This window comes from Nakamurella alba (assembly GCF_009707545.1).
Lineage (GTDB): Bacteria > Actinomycetota > Actinomycetes > Mycobacteriales > Nakamurellaceae > Nakamurella > Nakamurella alba.
The window spans coordinates 22,775-41,837 of sequence record NZ_WLYK01000016.1 but is presented as its reverse complement, the minus strand read 5'-3'; the positions used below and the strand labels follow the sequence as shown (position 1 = coordinate 41,837).

General features: G+C 70.6%; 17 protein-coding genes. 11 read left to right on the top strand and 6 right to left on the bottom strand.

Annotated features, from left to right (window positions below; all coding sequences use genetic code 11):
• Positions 1-36: 36 nt before the first annotated feature.
• The 4 genes from GIS00_RS24920 to GIS00_RS24905 all read right to left on the bottom strand — a co-directional run bounded on the left by GIS00_RS24920 (position 37) and on the right by GIS00_RS24905 (position 1,940).
• Positions 37-330, bottom strand: a complete 294-nt coding sequence (locus GIS00_RS24920; RefSeq protein ID WP_154771182.1) for a hypothetical protein — start codon at positions 328-330, stop codon at positions 37-39.
• 153 nt (positions 331-483) lie between these two features.
• On the bottom strand, positions 484-867 hold the full coding sequence (locus GIS00_RS24915) for a hypothetical protein (protein ID WP_154771181.1): 384 nt from the start codon (positions 865-867) through the stop codon (positions 484-486).
• Between the two features lie 77 nt (positions 868-944).
• Complete coding sequence (locus GIS00_RS24910; RefSeq protein WP_154771180.1) at positions 945-1,454, bottom strand: MOSC domain-containing protein; 510 nt, start codon at positions 1,452-1,454, stop codon at positions 945-947.
• Between the two features lie 30 nt (positions 1,455-1,484).
• Positions 1,485-1,940, bottom strand: a complete 456-nt coding sequence (locus GIS00_RS24905; protein ID WP_322098409.1) for a MarR family winged helix-turn-helix transcriptional regulator — start codon at positions 1,938-1,940, stop codon at positions 1,485-1,487.
• Between the two features lie 92 nt (positions 1,941-2,032).
• Between GIS00_RS24905 and GIS00_RS24900 the strand changes: the two genes are divergently transcribed.
• Positions 2,033-2,827 (top strand): dioxygenase family protein, encoded by a 795-nt coding sequence (locus tag GIS00_RS24900; RefSeq protein WP_154771179.1) that lies wholly within the window; start codon positions 2,033-2,035, stop codon positions 2,825-2,827.
• Positions 2,828-3,395: 568 nt separating this feature from the next.
• On the opposite strand, the gene GIS00_RS24895 is transcribed toward GIS00_RS24900, so the two are convergent.
• A complete protein-coding gene (locus GIS00_RS24895) occupies positions 3,396-4,739 on the bottom strand; it encodes an aminotransferase class III-fold pyridoxal phosphate-dependent enzyme (protein ID WP_154771214.1) in 1,344 nt (447 codons plus the stop codon).
• Positions 4,740-4,890: 151 nt separating this feature from the next.
• Positions 4,891-5,700, bottom strand: a complete 810-nt coding sequence (locus GIS00_RS24890; protein WP_154771178.1) for a cyclase family protein — start codon at positions 5,698-5,700, stop codon at positions 4,891-4,893.
• Positions 5,701-6,061: 361 nt separating this feature from the next.
• On the opposite strand from GIS00_RS24890, the gene GIS00_RS24885 reads away from it, so the two are divergent.
• From GIS00_RS24885 to GIS00_RS24840, 10 genes are all read left to right on the top strand, one after another.
• Complete coding sequence (locus GIS00_RS24885; RefSeq protein ID WP_154771177.1) at positions 6,062-7,249, top strand: amidohydrolase family protein; 1,188 nt, start codon at positions 6,062-6,064, stop codon at positions 7,247-7,249.
• Positions 7,246-9,324, top strand: coding sequence for a hydantoinase/oxoprolinase family protein (locus GIS00_RS24880; protein ID WP_154771176.1), 2,079 nt, complete (start codon positions 7,246-7,248; stop codon positions 9,322-9,324). Before GIS00_RS24885 ends, GIS00_RS24880 begins: the two co-directional genes overlap by 4 nt.
• The gene (locus GIS00_RS24875) at positions 9,321-11,057 is read left to right on the top strand and encodes a hydantoinase B/oxoprolinase family protein (protein ID WP_322098407.1); all 1,737 of its coding nucleotides are present in this window, start codon (positions 9,321-9,323) and stop codon (positions 11,055-11,057) included. Before GIS00_RS24880 ends, GIS00_RS24875 begins: the two co-directional genes overlap by 4 nt.
• A gap of 145 nt (positions 11,058-11,202) precedes the next feature.
• Positions 11,203-12,888 carry an ABC transporter substrate-binding protein gene (locus GIS00_RS24870; RefSeq protein WP_154771174.1) on the top strand — a complete coding sequence of 562 codons (1,686 nt, stop codon included), beginning with the start codon at positions 11,203-11,205 and terminating at the stop codon, positions 12,886-12,888.
• A 4-nt stretch (positions 12,889-12,892) separates the two neighbouring features.
• On the top strand, positions 12,893-13,909 hold the full coding sequence (locus GIS00_RS24865; RefSeq protein ID WP_154771173.1) for an ABC transporter permease: 1,017 nt from the start codon (positions 12,893-12,895) through the stop codon (positions 13,907-13,909).
• Between the two features lie 12 nt (positions 13,910-13,921).
• A complete protein-coding gene (locus tag GIS00_RS24860) occupies positions 13,922-14,818 on the top strand; it encodes an ABC transporter permease (protein ID WP_154771172.1) in 897 nt (298 codons plus the stop codon).
• On the top strand, positions 14,815-15,858 hold the full coding sequence (locus GIS00_RS24855) for an ABC transporter ATP-binding protein (RefSeq protein ID WP_154771171.1): 1,044 nt from the start codon (positions 14,815-14,817) through the stop codon (positions 15,856-15,858). Before GIS00_RS24860 ends, GIS00_RS24855 begins: the two co-directional genes overlap by 4 nt.
• A complete protein-coding gene (locus tag GIS00_RS24850; protein ID WP_154771170.1) occupies positions 15,855-16,685 on the top strand; it encodes an ATP-binding cassette domain-containing protein in 831 nt (276 codons plus the stop codon). Before GIS00_RS24855 ends, GIS00_RS24850 begins: the two co-directional genes overlap by 4 nt.
• Complete coding sequence (locus tag GIS00_RS24845) at positions 16,682-18,136, top strand: diaminopimelate decarboxylase family protein (protein WP_154771169.1); 1,455 nt, start codon at positions 16,682-16,684, stop codon at positions 18,134-18,136. Before GIS00_RS24850 ends, GIS00_RS24845 begins: the two co-directional genes overlap by 4 nt.
• On the top strand, positions 18,133-19,062 hold the full coding sequence (locus tag GIS00_RS24840; protein ID WP_154771168.1) for a dihydrodipicolinate synthase family protein: 930 nt from the start codon (positions 18,133-18,135) through the stop codon (positions 19,060-19,062). Before GIS00_RS24845 ends, GIS00_RS24840 begins: the two co-directional genes overlap by 4 nt.
• Position 19,063: the final 1 nt, after the last annotated feature.

Here is a 19,063-nt window from a genome sequence, read left to right as displayed (position 1 = left end):
GTCGAGCTGCGCACTCGGCTCCGGCCGGCCCGTGGATCAGAGGTGGCCCAGGCCCGGCGCGGGGGAGTGGGCGAGCACCTCTTCGTAGCGGGCCCGGCGGATGCCGTTGACCAGCTCGTTGGCCTCCTCGCGGTCACGGACGACCTTGGAGACGACGACGGTGGCGAACACCGCGGACAGGATGCCCATCGCCATGGAATAGCGCTGCTCCACGGCGATGTCGAGCATGGCCAGGTTGACGGTGTTCCACAGCAGGGTGATGGCGAGGAAGGCGAGCGCGGCGCCGAAGAACGCGCCGGTGTGCCTGGTGACGGTCTTGGGATCGGACATGGTGGTGCCTCTCTGTGCGGACGGCCGCGATCGCGGGCGTCGGTGATGTGGCGGAACCGTGACGTGCCTTGGTGTGGCTCACCTGTCGATGAGCGCGCCGGTGTTCGGCGCCGGAACTGCTGTCCCTGGCGTGATGCAGCCCGGGAGGACGGTTCAGGACGTGGTGCCTTCGCGCCGTGCGCGCCGCGTGGGTGCGGCGGTCCGGCGGTGCCGGGGCGGCACCACGGCCTTGGACATGGAGTGCCGGCGACCGTCGAGCTGGTGCACCTTGAGCACCTGGTCGAGCTTGGTGTGCCGGATGCGACTGGCCTGCTTGCTGATGCCCTGGGCGAGACCGATGTCGCCGTAACTGGTCTGCGGAACCGTGCTGCGCAGCTCGTGCACGGTCTGCGCCTCGATGATGTCCAGCACCACCCGGGCCCGGGCGATGAGGGCGAGCTTCCGGAGCTCGAACGCCGTCTCGTCCTCGTCGTCGGGCCGGATCGCGGCATCGGCGAGAAGAGCGGCGATGTAGTCGTACATCTCCTGCAGCTGCATGCACACAGATCCTGTCGACGACAACGTGCGTTGTCAACGACAATGAAAATTGTCGCCCGATCGGAGTACCGCCGGTGTCAGTCCAGGAGGTCGAGGATCGCGGGACCGATCCGCAGCGATCCGGAGCTCGTCGGCCGGCAACGCACCCCACCCAGGCCGCGCAGTGCGCGGAACGCACCCGGTGCCAGCACGATGTCCATCCAGGCGCACGGCCGTGCCGGGCGCCCGCCCTGCAGCTCGACCGGCCCGGAGCCCGAGTCCAGCGAGAAGCGGCGTCCGGCAAGGGCGTCCAGGTCCGGCAGTCCGGAGAGCACGAGGTTCCGCCGGGCCAGGACAGGATCGAAGAGCGGCACTCCGAGTTCCTCGGCCACGGCGGTCAGCGACTCGATGGCGATCAGCGTGACGGACGCGTCCCGGTGGGCCGGCCGGTTGAAGTAGCGATCACCGACGATGCCGAGCCCGGAACGGATCTCGATCCCCGGCGGGCTCTCGCCGCCGGGTGGTACCGGTGCCGGGCCGTCCGCCGGGCGCCCGACGAACCGGTGCGCCGGACCGACGACGAACGCCAGGATCTCGACCGGTGTCATGCCGATCCCCGGCGCCGACCGCGGATCAGCTCAGTCCTCCGCGCGCTTCAGCACGATCGCGCAGATCTCGGTGAGCTGCCGCACCTGCTCGGCGGACAGGCAGTCGAACATGATCGACCGCACCGTCTCCGCGTGGGCCGGGGCCGCAGCCACCAGTACCTCCCAGCCGGCATCGGTGAGGGTGGCCAGCTGCCCACGTCGGTCCTCCGGAGCCGACCGGCGCTTCACCCACCCGGACTCCTCGAGCCGGGCGACGGCGTGCGACAGCCGGGACTGCGACATCTGGGCGAACTCCGCGAGCTGGCTCATCCGCAGGGTGCGGTCCTCCGCCTCGGACAGCATCGCGAGGACCAGGTAGTAGGCGTGCGGCATGCCGGCCGACCGCTGGGTGTCGCGTTCGATCCGCGACTCGAGGGCAGCGCGCATGGCGAGGTAGGTACGCCATGCCTGCTGCTGCGGAGCGGACAACCAGGGGGAATCGGACACTTCCGTAGTCTAACGACACGCCGCTTTGATTGAAAGTTCAACCAACCGGGCGTAGCGTGGACGGCGAAGCCCGAGAGGATCGAGAACCCGAGATGACCGCACCCGCCGTCGACCGCCAGCCCGTGCTGTACCTGTCCCACGGGGCGCCGCCGCTCGCCGACGACGAGACCTGGACCGGTCAGCTCGCCGCCTGGAGCACCGACCTGCCGAAGCCGCAGCAGATCCTGGTCGTCTCCGCGCACTGGGAGGCCGCACCGCTGACCGTCGGTGCCACCGAGACGGTCCCGCTGACCTACGACTTCTGGGGCTTCCCGCAGCACTACTACGACGTCACCTACGCCGCGCCGGGCGCTCCCGAACTGGCCGAGTCGGTGGCGAAGCTCGTCGCGAAGCCCGGCCGCCCCGTGTACCAGGACCCGAACCGTGGCCTGGATCACGGCGCCTACGTGCCGCTGGTCGAGATGTTCCCCGAGGCCGACATCCCGGTGCTCCAGGTGTCCATGCCGACGCTGGACCCGCGGGAGCTGTTCGAGCTCGGCCGCACCCTGGCGCCGCTGCGCGACGAGGGCACGCTGATCATCGGGTCCGGCTTCACCACCCACAACCTCAGCGAGGCCGTGTTCGGCGACGTCACCGGCAAGGCACCGCAGTGGGGGCGGGAGTTCGACGCCTGGGCCAGGGAGACCGTCGGTGCCGGCGACATCGATGCCGTCCTCGACTTCATGGACAAGGCCCCCGCCGCCGCCCGGGCACACCCGCGCACCGAGCACTTCGCGCCGCTCTTCGTCTCGCTCGGGGCGGCATCCGAAGGTGGTTCCCCCGCAGGCGATTCGGTGATCGACGGCTTCTGGTACGGGATGGCCAAGCGCTCCTTCCAGTTCGGCTGATCCCCACCTCACCCCTGAACTCCCCGGGTCCGACGGCGCCGCGCCGCCGGGCCCGGGGTTCGTCGTTCCCCGGCCGGTGTGGCCGACACCGCCCGCCGCTGCCCGGATCGGGGACCGTTTCCGTCGCTGGCCGATGGGTTCGGTCCCGGATTCGGCGCCTGACCTCTCCGCGCCCGCCGGGCGCCGCCTCTCAGGCCGCTGCCCGGATCGGGGACGCGTTTCCGTCGCGGGCCGATGGTTTCGGTCCCGGATTCGCTCGGCCCCCGGCCCTGAGCGGTCCCCCACGTCGCTGCCCGGATCGGGGACCGTTTCCGTCGCGGGCCGATGGTTTCGGTCCCGGATTCGCTCGGCCAGTGACCCGGAGCCGTCTTCCACCTCGCTGCTCGGATCGGGGACCGTTTCCGTCGCTGGCCGATGGTTTCGGTCCCGGATTCGGCGCCTGACCTCTCCGCGCCCGCGCCCGCGCCTCCGACCCGCCGCCTCCGGAACCCCGGACGGGAACACCCGGGAACGCCACCGGGCCCGGCGGCAACAGCCACCGGGCCCGGACGACAGAAGGAAGGCGAACTCAGAGCGAGGAGTTCTCCCGGAGCCAGTCGGCCATGATGGCGACGACCTGCTCGGTGCGGTTGAGCATCTCGTCGAGCTCGGTGCCGTCGGTGACCAGCGGCGGGGAGACGACGATGCTGGCGGGTCCGCGGTCGTCGGGACGCAGCAGGACCCCGGCGGAGCGCATCGCGCGCATCAGCACGCCTCCGAGCAGCCCGGCCCGCTGGCCGGCGGAGAGCTCCTGGCCCGAGTCGCGGTCGGCGACGATCTCCATGGCGTAGAAGAACCCGGTGCCGCGGACCTCGCGGATGAACGGGGTGCCCTGCGCGATGCGCTGCAGCCCGCCGAGCAGGTCGCCCTTGCGCAGGTTGACGTTCTCCAGCACCTGCTCCTTCTCCATCGCGTCCATGGTGGCCAGGGACACCGCGCTGGCGACCGGGTGCGCACCGAAGGTCGAGCCGTGGGCGAACCAGCCGAGCTCCGAGCCGGCGATGGTGCCGGTGATCGAGGACTTGGTGAGCACGCCGCCGAACGGCACGTAGGCCGAGGTGGCGCCCTTCGCGAAGGTGATCAGGTCGGGGACGACGCCGAAGTACTCGCTGCCGAACCAGGTGCCCAGCCGGCCGAACCCGGTGATCACCTCGTCGGCGACCAGCAGCACCCCGTACTTGTCGCACACCGCGCGCAGCGCCTGCCAGTAGCCCTCCGGCGGGACGATCGCGCCGCCGCCGTTCTGCACCGGCTCGGCGAACACCGCGGACACCGTCTCCGGGCCCTCCGCGAGGATCAGGTCCTCGATCGCCTGCACGCCGGACAGGTCGCCGGCGCCGCCGCCCGGGGCGGGGGAGGAGCGCAGGGTGTTCGGCACATTCCGGACGAAGTCGCCCAGCATCGGGAGGTACGGCTCACGGAAACGCGGTACCGCGGTCACCGACAGCGCACCGAGAGTGGTTCCGTGGTAGGAGAAGTCACGGGAAATGACCTTGTAACGGCCGGGCTCGCCGTTCGCCAGGTGGTAGGTGCGGGCCAGCTTGACCGCCGACTCCACCGCCTCCGACCCGGAGCTGACGAAGAACACCGCGTCCAGGCCCTCCGGCGCGCGCGAGGTGATCGCCGCGGCGGTCTGCAGGCCGACGTCGTGGGCGGCGCCCCAGGTCGGGAAGAACGCCATCCGGGACATCTGCTCGGACGCGGCCGCGACCAGGTCCGCCCGGCCGTGGCCCAGGTTGCTGCAGAACAGGCCGGACAGCCCGTCGAAGTAACGACGGCCCTTGGTGTCCTCGACCCACACGCCCTCGCCGCGGGTCAGCACCGGCAGCGTCGGGTCCGCCCAGGCCTTGGCCGTGGTGAAGTGCGGGATCATCGGGGACAGGTCGGGCTCCGGGAACGCCGCCGGTTCGGTGATGGTCACGGTTCTCCTCAGGGTTCGTGCAGGTGGGTTCAGTATGAAGGCGGTGCAGCTCAACCGAAGTATGAAGGCGGTACAGCTCAGCCGAAGTATGGAGGCGCCCGGCTCAGCCGATGCCGATGGGCCGGATCGGCGAGCCGGTGGCGCCGACGATGCGCAGGGGGAGGGCGACGAACAGCAGGCGGTGCACGCCGGCCGCGCTCACCTCCTCCAGGTCGAGCATCTCCATGATGGGGATGCCGGCCTCCACCAGCAGGTGGCTGTGGCCGGGCATCGAGTTCTGCCCGGGTCGGACACACTCGAAGGACATGGTGTCACTCCCGGCCGCGATCACGCCCGCCGCGGACAGCCGTCGTGCCACGTCGGCGCCCGGTCCGGGCTGCGCGCCGTCCGCCGGGTAGAAGTCGGCCGGGCTGTTCCACCGCTGTGCCCAGCCGGTGCGGAACAGCACCACGTAGCCGCGGCCGACGGTCACGCCCTGCCGGTCCAGCGCCGCGTCGTACTGCTCTTCGGTGATCAGATGACCTGGCTCCAGTGATCCGATCCCGAGCAGACCCGGCAGATCCAGCACCACGGCCGGCGCGACCACCGGTGCCTGCTGCGAGATGTCCTTGTCGGTCAGGCCTTTCAGCCCCCGCTGCACGTCGCTCGCCACGACATCGCCGTGCAGGCGGTCATTCACCGACACATGGCCCAGTGCGTCCATGTGCGTGCCGTGGTGCCCGCTCAGCATCATCACGTCGTTCGCCGCGCTGTACCCGCCCTCGCGGTAGGAGTCGCCGTGCCGCTTGCCCATCGTGAAGTAGTAGGGCGGGTGGTTCGGGTGCACCGGCATCCCGCGCTGCATCGGGTGGCCGAGCTCGAACACCCGACTGCCACTGAGAGCAGTTGCAATACCGGTGATGTCGATGGACAAGAGGTGGACCTCCGGATTCGGTGACGACGGGTGCGTCGGCGGTGACCGTGGGTGGTGCACAGGCTGCCGGTCGCGGCATTTCCGGCTCGTTCCGATCCCGGAACGACAACGGCGTTGCCGTTTCCCTGACCTGCGGCGGGCCGGTCGCAGGGCGTCAGGGTGACGGTCCGGCGGCCGGATCGTGACACAGAACGTAACAAACGGGGTCTTGCCACTCCGTCCGGAATGGTCTTACGGTACGGCGGCAGAGAGCGGATGAAAAGACCCTCTCAAGCAATATTCATCAGATGACTGAGCCGCACAGTCAGTGGGACGCCTGAGGGTCCCCCACCACTGCCGGCCGTTCAGGAGGCGCACCACCATGTGGTTGACCGATGGCCGGGTGCTCGACATCCGCACCGGTGAGATCGGCGGACCGGTCTCGATCGAGGCCCGGGACGGGGTGATCACCGCGATCACCGCCGACGGCCCGCCGGCCGGGACCGACCCGGCGGAGGTGATCGACCTGCGCGGCGACGTGGTGACCCCCGGGTTCGTCACCGTGCACACCCACCTGACGATCGTCCACCCGCTGGCCGCCGCCGACGAGTCCGAGGACCGCGCCGGGATGGCCTTCCGGGCCGCCACCCGGGCCGCTGACGCGCTGCAGGCCGGCGCCACCACCGTCCGCTGCATCCACGAGATGGGCGGGATGGACCTGGCCATCCGGCAGTCGGCCGCCAAGCGCGACATCCGCATCCCGCGGGTGATGGCCGGCGGCCGGGCCGTCTCGCACGCCGACGGCCACGGCAAGGGCCAGGACTGCTCCTACGCCGAGGATCCCGACCAGTTCTACGCCGCCGCGAAGGCCGAGCTGGAGGCCGGAGCGGACCAGGTCAAGATCTTCATCACCGGCGGCATCGCCCGGGCCGAGGAGGATCCGCAGTACCAGGAGATGACCGACGACGAGATCGCCGCGGTCGTCCGGGCGGCACAGGAGCACGGCAAGTACGTCGTCGCACACGCCGGCGGCTCCACGGCGATCCGGGCCGCGGTGCGGCTGGGCGTCCGGTCCTTCGAGCACGGCTACGAGATGGACGAGCAGACGGTGCGGGAGATGGCCGCCGCCGACGTCTACTACTCGCCGACCCTGGGCGTCACGCACAACCTGGAGTACAAGCAGCACAAGGGATTCGGCAACGCCTCCGTGGAGAAGGCGACCCGGATGGCCGAGCTGCACCTGGCCAGCGCGAAGCGTGCCGCCGCGGCCGGCGTCACCTTCACCAACGGCACCGACTTCCCGCCCGGCGACGTGCTGCACGGCCGCAGCCAGGTCGTCAACGAGATGATCCTGCTGCAGCTGGCCGGACTCTCGCCGCTGCAGGCACTGCAGGCCAGCACTGTCAACGGTGCGCGGCTCTGCCGGATCGAGGACACCGTCGGCAGTGTCGGGGTCGGCATGGCCGCCGACCTGCTGGCCGTGCCCGGCGATCCCACCACCGACCTGACCGTCTTCGACGCGATGACCACCGTCGTCGCCGCCGGCGCACTCGTGAGGACCACCCGATGACTGGAACCACCCCGGCAACCGCCACCCCGAACGGCGCCGAGTACCGGGTCGCCGTCGACGTCGGCGGCACCTTCGTCGACGCCGTCGCGGTCGACACCGCCACCGGCGAAACCTTTGTCGCCAAGGCCCGCACCACCCCGCGCGACCCGGCGACCGGCGTGATCGACGCGCTGCGCCGGCTCGGCGTGCCGATCGAGCGGGTCGTGCGACTGGTACACGGCACCACCCTCGGACTCAATGCGATCCTGGAACGCCGCGGCGCCACCACCGGCCTCATCACCAACGCCGGGTTCGAGGACATCCTGCACATCGGCCGCGGCGACGTCCCGTTCCAGCACATGTACGACCTGCAGTTCGTCCGGCACGCCCCGCTCATCCCGCGGCGCCGGATCAAGGGCGTCGGCGGCCGGCTGGACCACCTCGGCAACGAGCTCGCCCCGCTGGACGAGGCGGCCGTCGAGGCCGCGGTCACCGAGCTCGTCGAGCAGCAGCAGGTCACCTCGATCGCCGTCACCTACCTGCACGGCTACGCCAACCCGGCGCACGAGGAGCGCACCGAGGACATCGTCCGCTCGCTGTACCCGGGGCTCTCGGTGTCGGTGTCGCACAAGGTCGCCCGGATGTACCGGGAGTACGAGCGCACCTCCTCCACGGTGCTGGCCGCCTACATCCGGCCCATCCTGGACAGCTACCTGAGCCGGCTGGAGGCCGAGCTGGCCGCCATGGGCTTCCGCGGCGCGTTCTGGATCATGCGGTCGGCCGGCGGTGCGATGACCGCCGAGTCGGTCCGTGACGAGCCGCTGACCACCGTCTTCTCCGGCCCGGCCGGCGGCATCGCGGGTACCGTGCACCTGTCCGAGATGATCGGCCGGGACGACCTGCTCAGCTTCGACGTCGGCGGCACCAGCCTCGACGCCTGCGTGATCACCGGCGGCGCCGCGTCCACCGCGTACGAGGCCTCGCTCACCGACCTGCCCATGCTCACCCCGGTCTTCGACCTGCGCACCATCGGTGCCGGCGGCGGCTCCATCGCCTACATGGACGACGGGATGCTGCGGGTCGGCCCGCGCTCCGCCGGCGCCGAGCCCGGCCCGGCCTGCTACCAGCGCGGCGGCACCGAGCCCACCGTCACCGACACCGCGGTGGCGCTGGGCTACCTCTCGCCCGACGAGTTCGTGGTCGGCGACATGAAGATCTCCACCGAGGCGGCCGTCGAGGCGGTCCGCAGCAAGGTCGCGGAGCCGCTGGGCATGCCGGTGCTGGAGGCCGCCGCCGGCGTCTTCCGGATGGTCGCGATCCACACCGTCGGTGCGGTCAACGAGATCACCATCGAGCGCGGGCTGGACCCGCGGGCCTTCTCCCTGGTCGCCTTCGGCGGCGCCGGTCCGCTGATGGGCGCGCTGGTGATGCAGGAGATGAACCTGGCCGAGGTCGTCGTCCCGGTCGCCCCCGGCGCCTACTCGGCCTGGGGCATGCTGATGACCGACCTGGAGCAGGACGTCTCCCGCAGCTCCATCCGGCCGCTGACCGACGAGGCGGTGGCCGAGATCGCCGAGCCGCTCACCGAGATGACCGGCGAGGTGGCGAAGAGCCTGGCCGCGCAGGGTGTCTCGGAGGACGCGGCGGAGGTGGAGCGGCGCATCGACCTGCGCTACCGCTACCAGGAGCACACCCTCTCGGTGCCCGTCCACGAGCACTCCACCACCGCGAGCATCCGCGAGGAGTTCGACCGGGTGCACCAGGAGCGGTACGGCCACCGGCTGCCCAACGACATCGAGATCGTCACCCTGCGCGCCCACGGCGTCGGCCGCGGCAACAGCCCGGCTACGGCCACCCTGGCCCCGGCCGCCGGCCCGGCCGTCCCGCTCGGCCGTCGGCAGGCCTGGGACCACGGTTCCGGCGCCCTGGTCGAGTTCGAGCTGCACCGCCGCACCGACCTCGGTGCCGGGCTCGAGATCAACGGCCCCGCGCTGATCTTCGACAGCACCTGCAACGTCGTGGTGCCGGTCGGCACCGTCGCCCGCACCGACACGTCCGGCAACATCCGGATCACCCGACAGGAGGCCGCGCTGTGAGCGCCCCCACCGAGACCCCAGACCGGTCAGCAGTTCCCGAGCTCGACGGCGTCACCCTCGAGGTCATCCGCAACAACCTGCTCTCCATCACCGAGCAGATGCGCCGCACGCTGATCCGCGCGGCCTTCAACCCGGGCATCTACGAGGTCCTCGACTTCGGTCTGTCGATGTACGACAAGGACGTCCGGCTGATCGCCGAGGCGGCCGGGGTGGCCACCTTCCTCGGGTCCAACGACATCGGCATCAAGCACGGCCTGGACCACGTCGGGGTGGAGAACCTCGACCCGGGTGACGTACTGCTGCTCAACTACCCGTACTGGTCCTCGGCGCACTCCTACGACGCGCTGCTGTTCGCGCCGGTGCACCTGGACGGCGAGATCATCGGCTACCTCGCCGAGCGGGCGCACTGGCGGGACCTGGGTGCCAAGGACGCCGGCTACGTGCTGGACTCCACCGACATGCACCAGGAGGGGCTGATCTTCCCCGGCACGAAGATCGTCAAGAAGGGCGTGCCGGACAAGGACATCTACGACCTCATCCGGTTCAACTCGCGGATGCCGGACATCGTCTTCGGCGACCTCGGCGCGATGCTGTCCAGCATCGAGGTCGGTGCCCGCCGGATGCAGGAGCTGCACCAGAAGTTCGGCAGCCCGCTGATCGGTGCCGCCGTCGAGCGGATCATCGAGCACGGCGAGCGGCGCACCCGGCGTGCCCTCGCGGCACTGCCCAAGGGAACCTGGCACGCCACCGACGCGATCGACGACGACGGCATCGGCGAGGACCCGGTGCACATGCAGGTCGCCGTCACCATCACCGACGACGAGTTCATCGTCGACTTCACCGGATCGGCCGGCCAGCAGCGCGGCCCGGTGAACATGCCGTTCGGCTCGACGGTCTCGCTGGCCAAGCTGATCTTCAAGGCGCTGACCACGCCGAACGACACCGCCAACGCCGGGCACTTCACCCCGCTGCGGGTCATCGCCCCCGAGGGATCACTGTTCCACGCCGTGTACCCGGCGCCGACCTTCACCCTGTGGACCGGGCACATCGCCCTGGACATGGTGAAGACCGCAGTGGCGCAGGCGATCCCGGAGCTGGGGGCGTCCACCGCGGGCGACGAGCCGGGCTTCATGGGTGTCGTCGAGGGTGACGGCGGCAAGGGCATCTTCGTGATCTCCAGCCTGGAGCCGATCGGCTGGGGCGCGAACAACAAGCACGACGGCGCCTCCGCGCAGCAGTGCATGAACGTCAACGTCGGCCGCAACACCCCGATCGAGGTGCTCGAGCAGAAGGCCGGGATGCTGCACCACCGGGTCCAGCTGCGCACCGACTCCGGTGGCGCCGGCCGGTACCGCGGCGGCGTCGGCGTGCTGCGCGAGATCAGCTACACCCGCCCCGGCGAGATCCTGTCGATGAAGAAGAAGACCCTGGGCACCGCCCACGGTCTGGCCGGCGGCGGGTCCGCCGAGCCCAGCGGCATGATCATCCACCCGGAGACCGACCGGGCGAAGGCGCTGCGGATGCGCCGCGCCCCGCTGCAGCCGGGGGAGTCCTTCGTGACCTTCACCGGCGGTGGCGGCGGCTACGGCGACCCGCTGGAGCGGCCGGCCGCCGAGGTGCTCGACGACGTCCTCGACGGCTTCGTCTCCGTCGAGAAGGCCTGGGAGACCTACGGGGTCCGGATCACCGACGGCGCCGTCGCCGGTGTGGACACCTCGCGCCGCCCGTCCTGAACCGCCGGCACCATCACCGGAAGCCATTCCGACCGCCGGGATCAGCAGCAGCCCGGACCAGCAGTGACCAGTACCGAAAAGCACTGAACGCACCGACAAGCACTGACACCACAGCTTTCCCACCCCGAGAGGAAGTGACACCGCAATGACGATCGACCACCGCAGGATCCGGCCGCGGGCCGGCCGGCGCAGGGGCGCCCTGGTCGCCGCCGTGACCGGCGCCGGCATGCTGCTGGCCGCCTGCTCCAACACCCCGGTCTCCACCGGCGGCACCACCCCGGCGGGCACCACCACGGCCGCCGCCGGCAGCGAGACCGCCGGGTCCGGGACCGGCAGCGAGACCGCCGGTGGCGGCGGCACTCCCACCGGCACGATCACCATCGTCGACACGGTGTTCCCGCCGACCTTCGACCCGATCAACACCACCAACTCCTCCACCAACAAGGTGGTGCGGCCGCTGTACGACACGCTGGTCGCCTACACCGACGGTGCGGACGCGGAGATGGTCCCCTCGGTCGCCACCGAGTGGACGGTGTCCGAGGACGGCCTGACCTACGACTTCACCCTGCGCGACGACGTCGTCTTCCACAGTGGGAACCCGCTGACCGCCGAGGACGTCAAGTTCACCCTGGACCGCACCACCGAGGTCGGCACCGGCATCGCCGGCGGCCTGGCCGAGTACGACTCGTCCACCGTGGTCAGCCCGACCGAGCTCGAGGTCACCCTCAGCAAGGCCAACCACTCGTTCCTGGGCCGGATGTCGCGGCTCTACCTGCTGGACTCGAAGCTGGTGCAGGAGAACATCGGCGACGACAACGGCGCCACCTTCCTGGCCGCGAACGACGCCGGCTCCGGCCCGTACACCCTGGGCGAGAACGTCGCGAACCAGTCGACCACCTTCGAGGCGTTCCCGGAGTACTGGAAGGGCTGGGACGGCAACCACGTCCAGACCGTCGTCTTCCAGTACCTGTCCGAGGCCGCCAGCCAGCAGGCCGCGGTCGAGAGCGGCCAGGCCGACATCGGTCTCGGTGTGCCGCGTGAGTCCTACGCGCAGTTCGAGCAGATGGACGGCTTCACCGTCGACGCCTCGGACTCGCTGGAGGGGCTGTACGTCCATTTCAACAACGAGACCGGCATCATGACCGATCCGAAGCTGCGGCAGGCCGTCGCGATGGCCTTCGACTACGAGACCTTCGCGCAGAACATCCTGCTCGGCTACGGCACCCCGGCCAAGGGCGCACTGAACTCGATGATGCCGTGCCAGGTGGACGGCCTGCAGGTGCCGACCTACGACCTGGCCGACGCCAAGGCGCTGGTCGAGGAGGCCGGTGCGACCGGCAAGACCGTCGACATCGTCTACATCAACACCCTTCTGGACGAGGTGCAGGGCTTCGAGCTGCTGCAGTCCGCGCTCACCGAGATCGGCCTGCAGGTCAACGGCATGCCGATGGCCTACCCGGCCTACGCCGAGCTGCTGTCCAGTGCCGAGACCACCCCGGACATGGCGTTCTCCTACGCCTACCCGCTGTTCCCGGACCCCAACGAGGTGCTGTACATCAACTACGACTCCAACCTGATCGGCAAGACCAACTACGCCCGGTACTCCAACCCGGAGGTCGACAAGCTGGTCGAGGAGGCGCAGACCGTGCCGCTGGACCAGGCCTGCGAGATGTACCAGCAGGCCCAGGAGCTGATCGTGGCCGACTACCCGTCGGTCTGGATCTCCGACAACAAGGCGATGGCCGTCATCGGCCCGCGCGTCGCCGGCTACGCCTACAACGTGGCGCAGCACAAGTCGGTCGACTTCTACGCCCTGAGCGTGAAGGGCTGACGTCATGGGCCGGGTCATCCTGAGTCGTCTGCTCTGGTCGGTGGGCGTGCTGCTGGTTCTCAGCTTCGTCACCTTCCTGATGCTCGACGTCATCCCGGGTGACCCGGCCCGCCAGGCCGCCGGGGAGAACGCCTCGGACGAGGCGGTGGAACGGATCCGTCAGGAGATGGGTCTGGACCGGCCGTTGCTCGCCCGCTACGTGAGCTACCTCGGCGGTCTGGTGCACGGCGACTTCGGCACCTCCGTCTTCACCCGGCAGAACGTGGCGTCCGACCTCGCGTCGATGGCGCCGGTGACGCTGGAACTGGTGCTGGTCGCCATGATCCTGACCATCGTGGTCGGCGTCGGGCTGGGGGTGCTGTCCGCGCTGTACAAGGACACCTGGATCGACGGGGTGATCCGGTCCGCGATGATCTTCGCGGGCGGTCTGCCCGCGTTCTGGATCGGCATCGTCATGCAGCTGGTGCTGTCGGCGAAGTGGGGCTGGTTCCCGCTCAACGGCCGCATCGACCTGACCGTCGACCGCGGGTCGACGATCACCGGGATGCTGACGATCGACACCCTGGTGCAGGGCAAGTTCGCCGCGCTCGGCAGCGCGGTCGGCCACCTGGTGCTGCCGGCGCTGACGCTCTCGCTCACCTACATCCCGCTGGTGATGCGCACGATCGGTGCCAACACCAGCAGCCAACTGGGCGCCGACTACGTGACGCTGGGCCGGGCCAAGGGTCTGGGCGAGGGGTTCCTGGTCACCCGGTACGCCATGCGCAACGCGCTGATCCCGACGATCACCCTGCTCGGCATGCAGCTGGGCTGGATGGTCGGCGGCACCGTGCTGGTCGAGTCGATCTTCGGCCTGCCCGGCATCGGCAACTACGCGGTCACCGCGGTGCTGCAGAAGGACCTGCCGGCGGTCGTCGGCGTGGTGCTGTTCGTCGGCCTGGTCTTCGTGCTGGTCAACATCGTGGTCGACATCCTCTGTGCCGCCCTTGATCCCAAACTCCGTTCCACGGTGAAGAGCTGAGGTGACGCGATCATGAGCATCCTGGAGAAGAGCACCCCGGACGGCACGCCCGTCGAGGCGACCGCGCGCGGCGTGCGCCGCCGGGTGCGGTCCGACGCCGACGGGTTCTCCCGCATCGTGGAGCCCGCCGGCGCCGCGCTGGCCGGCCTGCTGGTGCTGGTCTTCGTGCTGGTGCCGATCCTTTTCGACACCAACACCGACCGGGTGGAGTTCGCCCAGCGGTTGCAGGCCCCGTCCGGCGCGCACCTGTTCGGCACCGACGCGTCCGGCCGGGACATCCTGGCGCGGGTGATCGAGGGCGGCCGCATCTCGCTGACCACCTCGCTGATCGTCATCGTGTTCGCCGTGCTGCTCGGCGCCGTCATCGCGCTGATCTGCGTGCTGGCCGGCGGGGTGGTGGACACCGCGCTCATGCGGTTCACCGACATCGGGCTGGCCTTCCCGTCGCTCATCCTGGCGCTCGGCATCGCCGCGGCCATGGGGCCGAGCCTGCAGTCCGCCGTGGTCGGCGTCGCCGTCACCTGGTGGCCGCGTTACGCCCGGCTGCTGCGCGCCATGCTGCTGCAGACGATGGCCAAGGAGTACGTCGAGGCCGCCCGCGAGATGGGTGTCCGGCTCCCGGCTCTCGTCCGGCGGCACATCCTGCCGGACATCCGCGGACCGCTGCTGGTGCAGGTCTCCTCCGACGTCTCGTCGGTGACGCTGACCATCGCCGGGCTGTCCTTCATCGGTGTCGGCGCGCAGCCGCCGATGGCCGAGTGGGGCGCCATGATCAGCGCCGGCAACCGCTTCATCACCTCGTCCTGGTGGGTCTCGGTGTTCCCGGGCGTCGCCCTGGCCCTGACCGGCCTGGCCTTCGGCCTGCTGGGCGAGTGGATCCGTCGGCGAGAGGAGGCCAGGGTCTCATGAGCGCAGCCACTTCCGAACTGGTGAGCCCGGTGTCGGCCGGCGGCACGCCGCTGCTCGACGTGCGCAGTCTGACCGTGGGTTTCCGCCGGGCCGGCGAGGAGCTGACCGCCGTCCGCGGCATCGACTTCACCATCGGCGACGGCGAGCGGGTGGCCCTGGTCGGCGAGTCCGGATCCGGGAAGTCGGTGACCGCCCGGTCGATCATGCGGCTCAGCCCGGGCGCGATCACCACCGGCGAGATCCGGCTGGCCGGCGAGGACATCCTGGCCATGAAGCAGAAGCGGCTGCGGCAAATCCGCGGCGGCACCGTCGCGATGGTCATGCAGGACCCGCTGAGCAGCCTGAACCCGGTGCGCCGCATCGGCGACCAGGTGGCCGAGGCACTCCGTCTGCACGGCCGCGACCCGAAGAAGATCGGCGCCGAGGCGATCGAACTGCTGGACCGGGTGGGCATCCCGGACCCGGCGAACCGGTCCCGCAGCTACCCGCACGAGCTGTCCGGCGGGCAGCGGCAGCGGGTGGTGATCGCGATCGCGCTGGCCGGCCGGCCGAAGCTGTTGATCGCCGACGAGCCGACCACCGCGCTGGACGTGCGGCTGTCGGCGCAGATCCTGGACCTGCTGCGGCAGATCTCCACCGATCTCGGCACCGCGGTGCTGATGATCACCCACGACCTGGGTGTGGTGGCGGACTTCTGCGAGCGGACATTGGTGATGTACGCCGGGCGCATCGTCGAGAACGCGCCCACCGCAGCGCTGTTCAACACCCCGCTGCACCCGTACGCCTCCGGTCTGCTGTCCTCGGTGCCCCGGGTGGACGAGCCACGGCACCGCCGTTTCGCCTCGATGGCGGGCGAGCCGGTGCGGGCCGGGCAGGTCCCGGCCGGCTGCGCGTTCGCGCCGCGTTGCCCGCACGCCCAGGACGACTGTCGTGCCGTGCTCCCGGCTCTCGCCGCCCGGCCCGGAAGAGATGCAGGGCACTTGGTGGCCTGTCACCACCCGCTGGCCGCCGGCGAACAGCTCTGGGAGCGTGCCCGATGAGCCTGTTGTCCATCAGCGACCTGCAGCAGGTCTACCGCAGCGGCCGCGGCGGCAGCGCCCGCGAGGTGCGCGCGGTCGACCACGTCGACCTGCAGCTGGAGGCCGGCGAGATCGTCGGCCTGGTCGGCGAATCCGGCTGCGGCAAGACCACCACGGCGCGCTGCGTCACCGGCCTGGTCCGGCCCACCGGCGGGTCGATCACCTTCGACGGTGTCGACGTGCTGCATCCCGCGCGGGAGGAGAAGCGGCGGCTGCACCGCGAGATCAAGATGGTCTTCCAGGACCCGTTCGCCTCGCTGAACCCGCGGATGACCGTCGAGCAGATCATCGGCGAGGGCCTGCAGACCCACCGGCCGGAGCTCGACAAGGCCGGCCGCCGCACGGTGATCGGCGAGCTGCTCGAGCAGGTCGGCCTGCACGCCTCCGCCGCGTCCGCCTACCCGCGGTCGTTCTCCGGCGGGCAGCGGCAGCGCATCGGCATCGCCCGCGCGCTGGCGGTCAAGCCCCGGCTGCTGGTCTGCGACGAGGTGGTGTCGGCGCTGGACGTCTCGATCCAGGCGCAGATCTGCAACCTGCTGCTGGACTCCCGCGACGAGTACGGCCTGGCGATGATGTTCATCTCGCACGACCTGGCGGTGGTGCGGCAGCTCTGCGACCGGGTGCTGGTGATGCGTGCCGGCAGCGTGGTGGAGAGCGGCACCACCGACGCCATCTTCGGCGACCCGCAGCACGAGTACACCCGATCGCTGCTCGCCGCCACCCCGGTCCCCGAGGTCCGCGAGACCGCCGCGCACCAGGAACTGCCAGCATTGGAGAAACGCGCATGACCGGCCCTTCCGGGCAGACCGTCCTCGACGGGATCCGCACCCGCACCGATGATCTCGGTGTCGACGGGCGCGGCACGCTGACCGTCGGCGGCCGGCCGGCGGACGAGCTGCTCGACACGTTCGGCTCCCCGCTGTCGGTGTTGGTGGAATCGACGCTGCGGGCCAACCTGCGCCGCTTCCGCGCCGCGTTCGAGACGCAGTGGCCGGAGCCGGTCACCGTGCTGTACGCGGTGAAGTCGAACAACGCTGTCGCGGTCGCTGCGGTGTTGGCCGAGGAGGGCGCCGGGGCCGACTGTTTCGGTGCCGGCGAGCTGTACCCGGCGCTCACCGCGGGCATGGACCCGCGGATCGTGGTGATGAACGGCGGCAACAAATCCGCCGACGACCTCGCCCGCGCGGTGGCCACCGGGGTCGGGGTCAACGTGGACGCCGAGGACGAGCTCGACCTGCTCGAGAAGGCATGGAAGGACGCCGGTTCCGGCGATCCGGTGGCGGTCAAGCTGCGGCTCAAGGTGCTGCCGGCCGACTGGTCCACCTTCTCCTCGGACAGCACCGGCACGAGCGGCGCGGCCCTGCAGGACTACCTGGAGCGCAAGAAGTGGGGCTTCACGATCCCCCGTGCTGCCGAACAGATCACCCGCATGCTGGCCAGCCCGGCGGTCCGGCTCACCGGCTTCCACCTGCACGTGCCGCGGGTGACCCAGGACCCGACGTTCCTCGCGGCCTGGTCGGCCGAGCTCGGCCGGACCGTGGTGGAGCTGCACACGCGCACCGGGTTCTGGCCCGGGGTGGTCGATGTCGGCGGCGGCTGGTCCCGGGAACGGGACCCGGAGTCGCGCTCGCTCGCGCTCAACGAGCACCCGGTGGAGGAGTACGCGGCCGCGGTCTGCGGCGCGCTGCGCACCTCGCTGGAGCCGGCCGGACTGCCGCTGCCGCAGCTGTGGGTGGAGCCGGGGCGGTACGTGACCGGCAACGCCGGGGTGCTGCTCGGCCGGGTCGGCGCCGTCCGTCACGACGCCGGTCGGCGTTGGATCGCCACCGACCTGTCCACGAACCTGTTGCCGCGCATCGACATCAACGGCCTGGTGCACCACGTGCTGCCGGCCTCCCGGATGACCGACCCGGCCACGGTCACCGCCTCGGTGGTCGGGCCGACGTGCATCGACTCGGTGCTCGGCAGGGACCGTGAGCTGCCCGAGCTGGCGCGCGGCGACCTGCTGGCCGTGCTGGATGCGGGCATGTACGCGGACTCGATCTCCAACCAGTTCAATGCCCTGCCCCGGCCGGCCGTGGTGCTGGTCGGGCCGGATCAGGTGGACATCGTCCGGCGGCGCGAGGACCCGGCGGAGGTCTTCGCCCGGGACGTGCTGCCGCCCCGACTCACCGGTGCCGGGACGGCACCGACATCGCCGGCGGAGGTCTCCGACCGGCTCTCGAGAGGAATGGTGTGAACCGCAACGACGTGCAGTGGCGCGGGTACTGGGCCGCTGTCCCCACCCCCTTCGACCGCGACGGGGAGATCGACTGGCCGGCGCTGGATGTCGTGGTCGAGAAGTTCCTCGACTCCGGCGTGCACGGCCTGCTGGCCAACGGCTCGACCGGCGAGTGGCACTCGCAGACCGACGCCGAGCGGGTGGCCACCTCGGCCCGCATCGTCGAGGTGACGGCCGGCCGGGTGCCGGTGATCGTCGGCTGCTCGTCCATGGACCAGGAGGTCGCCACCGCCCTCGCCGTGCAGGCGAAGGTCGACGGTGCCGACGGCATCATGCTCAGCCCGCCGCCGTACCTGCGGCCCGGTGACGACGAGATCGAGATCCTGTTCCGGCATGTCGCGTCCGCCGCCGGGCTGCCGGCCATGGTTTACAACATCCCGCGGCGCACCGGCACCGACCTGTCCGCCGCCCTGATGGTGCGGCTCGCCGACATCCCGGAGGTGGTGGCGCTCAAGAACTCCACCACCGACGACCTGTTCTTCGGCGTGCTCCCGGAGCTGGTCGACAAGGTGCGGGTGTTCGGGCCGAACCTGCTCGGCGCCCGCGGCGTCGAGGCGATGCGCAGCGTCGGCGGCGACGGGTTCATCGGCGGCTGGGAGCTGCTCGGCCGCACCCTGCCGGACTTCTTCGAGTCCGTCTGGGCAGGCGACCTGGACCGGGCCGCCGAGCTCGGTGCCCGTGAACGCGCGCTGGACCTGCAGCTGTGGGACGAGGCGAAGCGGCCGCGGTTCGGCCGGTCGTTCCAGAGCCAGCTCAAGGCCTCGCTGAACCTGATCGGCTACCCGGCCGGGTACCCGCGCAAGCCGCTGCTGCCGCTGGACGACGAGACGAAGCTGGCCGAGCTGGCCGCGGTGCTCGACGAGTTCGGGCTGCTGGTGAAGTGAT